Annotated in this window: 3 protein-coding genes; 2 read left to right on the forward strand and 1 reads right to left on the reverse strand. The window is 52.8% G+C overall.

Annotation, left to right across the window (positions count from 1 at the left end):
• A partial coding sequence (locus F4Y64_05740) for a hypothetical protein (protein ID MXX97099.1) occupies window positions 1-2,058 on the reverse strand: 2,058 nt, incomplete at its 3' end.
• A gap of 460 nt (window positions 2,059-2,518) precedes the next feature.
• Here F4Y64_05740 and F4Y64_05745 point away from each other — a divergent pair.
• Window positions 2,519-3,514 carry a tyrosine-type recombinase/integrase gene (locus F4Y64_05745; GenBank protein MXX97100.1) on the forward strand — a complete coding sequence of 332 codons (996 nt, stop codon included), beginning with the start codon at window positions 2,519-2,521 and terminating at the stop codon, window positions 3,512-3,514.
• Between the two features lie 596 nt (window positions 3,515-4,110).
• The coding region (locus tag F4Y64_05750) for a hypothetical protein (GenBank protein ID MXX97101.1) at window positions 4,111-6,177 on the forward strand (2,067 nt) is incomplete at its 3' end.

Below are 6,177 nucleotides of genomic sequence, written 5' to 3' on the forward strand. Positions count from 1 at the left end.
AAGGATTCTGTACGTTGTTTCGCTTGCTCCCTCTGTGAGTTGTTCTTCAATGACCAAGTCTCGTTGGATATGGGACATCATGGCGGAACTCGCCCGGCCTGCGGGCGCTGCCGCGAAAATCACACGAGGAGCGCAGCGCGTATCGGCTCGGTTAGCCGCAGAATCCACATTGGTGATTACACTGGACTGCACATGCAAATCCTTCTCAATCATCGCCACGCCCTGAAACTGCACACCAGGAATATAAAATCCTGGTCCCGCAGTTGCCGTATTCTGGCTCTTGAAGAACCGCATATCCGAAGTCCCATCGTCCACAAACACATTCTCACCACTACTGTCACTGGCATTGACCGTGACCGTTACGGAGGCTGTCGCCCCCGAACGCACTGTAGCCGGCAACTCACCCAGCGCCACTATGATCGTCTCAGCAGCCTCCTCGTCAATATCATCAGTTACGGTGATGGTAATTGTTCCAGTGGTCCCGCTCGAAATTGTAATTTCCTCAGCGTCCACGCTGTAGTCGTCACCAGTATCAGTACCAGGGCCAGCAGCTGTTCCGCTAAAGGCCAGTGGGATTGTTATCGAGGTTCCATCTGGATGCTCCTTGTTCAGGGTTGCTCTCACCGTCGCCGTATTCGTAGTACCATCCGTCGGCTCATCTACTGCAGCATTATCCACCACCGATAGACTCACCACGGGCGTATCCGTGACAAAAACCTCGTCCATTGTGGAGCGATAGGTGCAAGTGAATGGGGTCTGGTCATCTCCCTCTTCAACAACCCCCGCTACTAGCTTGACCCCTCTTCGAACGCTGGTGATCACACTGGTATCGTCAAGCCGTGCCGTACCGAACGCGGCCGGAAACGTAGCGATCGGTAGCACTCCATCCTCCAGGATCACACTCCCCGTGACTGTCGCAGTGCCTTCAAATACAACCCGGGCGTCGTTCCACTGGATCACATCGCCATCGACCTCGACATTGTTCCTGAAAATCACGTCCGTTGTGATATCCAGGGTCTCAGTGGAGCTGCCGCTGGGCTCAACGATACTCCCTGCGACCGTTATGTCGCCAATATTTCCAAGAGTAACACAGATATTTCCCGCCGCAACCGCACGGATCTCATTCTCGATCTCCCCGCTACCTGTAATCCAGACACAATCCTCCTGATTCGCCTTGTTGTCGCTGTCGGGCATGTAGTCACTACTCATATGGAAGAAGCTCTCGGCAGGGGTCACAGGGTCTGTACTTGTATCTTCTGGAGCGCCTCGGCCCGCTACGTCACTCGTATGCGCGATAAAGACCGTACCCGTACCGTCAATCGTGCCATTCACAGCTAGGATGCCTCTTGGATCATTCTCACCCGATTTCCTCAGGGGAACGCGCAGATCAACCGCATTCCCGGCTGTGCCCACCGTCAGGGTTGCTCCACTGCTGACCGTCAATGAGTCAACGCGAAGCACCGGACTAGGGCCTGCTCCCTCTATCGTAAGATCATCCGCGACCACAAGCGATCCAATCACAGGCGTATCAGTCGTGGCAGTGGTAGTGATGGTCAGAGTCCCCGAAATCTTCAGCCGAGATGCCGGATTCTTTTCGGCGTCAGATGCTGGGGGAACGAATAAAGGATTCGTCCCATCTACCCTTGCATTCGCAACATTCTCGAATTGAACGGTAGCCATTGAGTGGAGAACAAATTGACCGGCAGCCCCAATATGGAAATCCCCTGTGAACTCCACCGTTCCCCTCACGGGATCTTCGCCACCTCGCGCATAAGTACCAAACTGCACTGATGCCTCCAGAGGGGCGGCGGTGGTAGCAGGTGACGCAGTCGTGACGGATCCACCTGACCTCCGAACCCGAATCAAGAGGGTGTCCCCCGCAGCAGCGGTCACTCCCGCATCCAATAAGCACGGTGCTTCAAAACTACAAGTCGAACCTTCACCATTGTCTAGATCCACATAGGTATAAGTGACTTGTGCAAACGCACCAGAGGCTGTGAACAACATGGCAAGCAGTGCCACGCAGCCAACCCCGAGAAAATTAGTAATGTATTTCATGTGTTTGGGCCTCTGCCCGTTGAGTTATGAGTATAGATTTGAGTAGAATCGCAGGAGAGATACCTAACCGTAAATAGGTAACTCGGCGCGCGGGCTCCTGCAAAAATCTTTCCCAAAGACTCAAATTTTCATGAAATAACAATAATAGAACAGATATTTGTCAATATGTAACAGATAAAAAGTATTATCGGCGAAATAAATACTTGAATCGTTACTATTTTCACTAATAACGTTTTCTGTTTATGGTAACCTACTGGCTAGACAAAATCTACAAGACGATTGCTGTGGGTATGTGCGCCCGCAGCACAGGTAATTGTGTAGGCTGGAAACTGATCTGTAAAGGCCACGGAGCTCAATTTGAGACCTGCCTCGGATTAGACAATGAAAATGTGCAAGAGGCTCATGCTTATTCCATAGCACGTGCCACCGCGTGTAGCCACACCATTTATCATGTTTTATCATGAGTGATCTCATCCCGCCCACTGACCGCCTCAGTGCCATCGAAGGTGAGGGTCGATCAACCGCCTCACCCGATGTCCATGTGCTCATGGAGGCCTCACTTGCTCCGCGAACGCGAGAAGCCTATCGTAGCGAATGGAAAAAATTGTCCGCTTGGCTTGATGCTCGTCCCCTCTGTGATGAATTGCTGGCCGAGTATCTAGCCTTCCTGCACAAGAAAGGCCTTGCGCCAGCCTCGGTAAGTCTTGCTATAGCGGCCGTACGTTGTATTTGCCGCCTTGCCGAGGTCGAGTCCCCAGTTGGTCCGATGACAACAAGTGTCATGGGTGGTATCCGCCGAAAGGGTCGGGGACGCGGGCGTGGCCAGGTTACCCCAATCCGGTTTCGGGATGCGGATCTGTTAGCGATGATGATTGAGCGAGAGCCTTCACCGAGCTCTCCCGAAGCGGCAGCTCGGGATGCAGCATTGGTCAGTACAATGAGCGATGCTCTTCTCCGTGTATCCGAACTGCTCGCGATTCGCTGGCAAGATCTTTACTGGGAGCGTGATGGTTCTGGTCGTCTGACGGTTCCCGTTTCAAAGTCCGATCAAGAGGGACAGGGTGCGGTACTTTACCTAGGATCACTCACAATGAGACGCCTACGGGTTTGGCGCAAGTTGCAGCGTAATGTTGGGGATCATGTATTCACAGGTATCCGGCGTGGAGGTTCAGTCCAGTCGACACCTTTGACCCGCCAGTCGGTTCGCCGCTTAGTGGTTGCGCACGCAAAGCGTTACCTGCCAGATCTGTTTCCCGATGGCGAATATGCGGGAACTGGCGCATCCTCGCACTCATTCCGCATTGGCTCGGCTCAGAGTCTTGCCCGCCGCGGTGCCACACTTCCTCAGTTGCAGATTGCCGGTCGATGGAAGTCTCCGTCGATGCCTGCCGTGTATTGCCGAAATGAGGCAGCTGGCTCTGGCGCCATGGCACGCCTCCGCTATGGTCGAGATTAGGACTAAATAAGACTCGGTTCTCTTCAAGGGGTCTCCAGAATACAACTTGAGTCAGCTTGTTTCAATGACGGTCCGAGGGAGAGTACATATAATAGTCTAAATAAATTAGGCTGATTTTCGTCCGATTTGGACTGTTTGGCAGAACGGACTGTGGTTTTTCGATCCGGTAGAGATGGAGCTGCGTTGTTTATCTAGTTCGAATGATCAGGCGAATATCCAGTTGTGGTTCAATGGCATATATAGCAGTCGTATAACGTAAAAATCTTTACGATTGAACCAAACGGGTTACGTCACTGTTAGAGGGGCCGGACTGAGAGGATCACTTCATTCAAGGAAGCCGGAGGGATTCGGCGGTAATGTTTCAACACTATCGTTACGATCTACCGAAGCTTTTCCGATTGACTGACAAAATTATTCAACTTTGTGATGAATAATTATTTCGGTCAGGGATTACGCATACTAGTTCCTTAATGTGTATCTTTTGGGAGAAGTGCGGTGATGCGTAGCCTATATAGGTCTACCTATTTACGGTTAGGGATCCCTATTCCACTCAGACAAACTACAACTTACAACTCAACGGGCAGAAGCCCAAACACATGAAAAACATTACAAATTTTCTCGGGGTTGGTTGTGTGGCACTGTTTGCCATGCTGTTCATCGCCCCTGGTGCGTTTGCACAAACCACCTATTATGTAGATCCAGATAATGGTAGTGGTACTGCCTGTGCTAGCACCCAAACCAATGGTGGTCATCCGACTCCATGTTTGTTGGATCAGGCGGTGAGCTCAGCCACGACTGCGGGGGACATCATCCTGATCCGGGTTCGGAGATCAGGCGGATCGGTCACGCTTCCGGCACCTGGTACTGCTCTGGCCAACCGGCAACGTTATGGTGCCTATGTGCGGGGTAGCGCAGATCGTGTGAAGGGATCACTGGAGTTCACAGGAAATTTTCAGCTTGCTGGTGGCGGTCAGTTTGAGCTTGACTCATTGGCCACCGTCCAATTTGGTGATGTTTCCACTACGGAAGCCAGAACCGACGCGACAGTTTCTTTGATCGTCGTTGATCCAGCTCCAATGGAGAAAAATCCGGCATCTCGGGTGACGATCTCGGGGAAACTGACCACCCACAGTGCTACGCTTGGATCGCTTGTAGTCGCGGATGATCTGACAATAGAAAGGCCAGCCGGTGCTACAGAATCAATGCTTCGCGTTGATTCATTGATGGTCAACAGTGGAGCAACGTTGACCTTGGGTGCAGCCGGGAATCCGGTTGATCTGCGCGTGCCTTTGAGGAAGTCGGGTGAGAACGATCCGAGGGGCATACTGACTGTGAACGGTACGATTGATGGTCCGGGTTCGGTCTGGATTGCGCACACAAGCGATGTGGCGGGTCGGGGTAGCCCGGGAGATCCCGGCGCGACTCCTCCAGTTCCTGCCGATGCCTTCTTCCATATGAGCAGTGACTACATGCCCGACAGCAAGAATGTGGCGAATCACGATGATTGTGTGTGGATTACGGGTGGTGGAGAGATCGAGAGTGAACTTCGCGCAATCGCGGCGGGGAACATCTGTGTTACCCTTGGAAATATTGGTGACATTACGGTCGCGGGAAGTATCGTTGAGGCTGCTGGTACCGCCGTTTCGACTGGAAATGTCACGACAGACGTCATTTTCAGGAATAATGTCGAGGTTGATGGTGATGTGACCCAGTGGAACGACGCCCGGGTTGTATTTGAGAGGAATGCTACCGTCACGGGGAGTGTGATTCTGGAGGATGGAACACTGCCAGCCACTCTAACCACCGGAGACACGGGAACTTTACCGTTCGGTGCAGCGCGGACGCGGACTGGGACTGCAGACGACGGACCAAACGGCGAAACAGTTGCCACCAGTGTTCGAATGGGAGTCAAGCTGGTAGCGGGGGTTGTTGAAGAGGGAGAAAACCAGACCCCGTTTACTTGTACCTATCGCTCTACGATGGATGAAGTCTTTGTCACAGATACACCCGTGGTGAGTCTCTCAGTGGATAATGCCACAGTGAGTGATGATGCTGCGGTAACGGTGACGATAACAGCCACCCTGAACAAAGAACATCCAGTATCTGGAACTACGGTAACAGTCCCGCTTGCCGTGAGTGGAACGGCCACTGCCGGTACAGACTATAGCACTCTTGCCGACCCGTACCAAATCGAAATTTCGAGTGGGACCACAGGGACAGCTACCATTGGCATAACGGCTGATACTGGTGCTGAGCCCGCTGAGACGATCATAGTGGCTCTGGGTATGCTGGATGAAGACGTGGTACGTGCAGGGGCGACATCCTCTGTAACGATCACGATCAGTGCCACTGACGCTGGGAATCTGTTTGTGGACGACGGGACTCCAGATATGCGGTTCTTCAAGACCCAGAATACGGCGACCGCAGGACCAGGATTTTATATTCCTGGTGTACAGTTTAGAGGCGTAGCGACGATCGAGGAGGATCTGTATGTACAATCCAGTGAGATCACCAATCGGCCGTCCGCGGCGAACCAAGCCGATACCCGCTGTGCTCCTCGTGTGATTTTCGCAGCAGCGCCCGCCGGCAAGGCGAGTTCCGCCATGATGTCCTATGTCCAACGTGACGTGGTCATTGAAGAAGCGCACGATGGCAGAATTCTT

This window comes from Rhodothermaceae bacterium, assembly GCA_009838195.1.
GTDB lineage: Bacteria > Bacteroidota > Rhodothermia > Rhodothermales > Bin80 > Bin80.

Bases quoted from the DNA above. Each gene is read 5' to 3' on its own strand.
- F4Y64_05745 (MXX97100.1), top strand. From the start codon at position 2,519: ATGAGTGATCTCATCCCGCCCACTGACCGCCTCAGTGCCATCGAAGGT.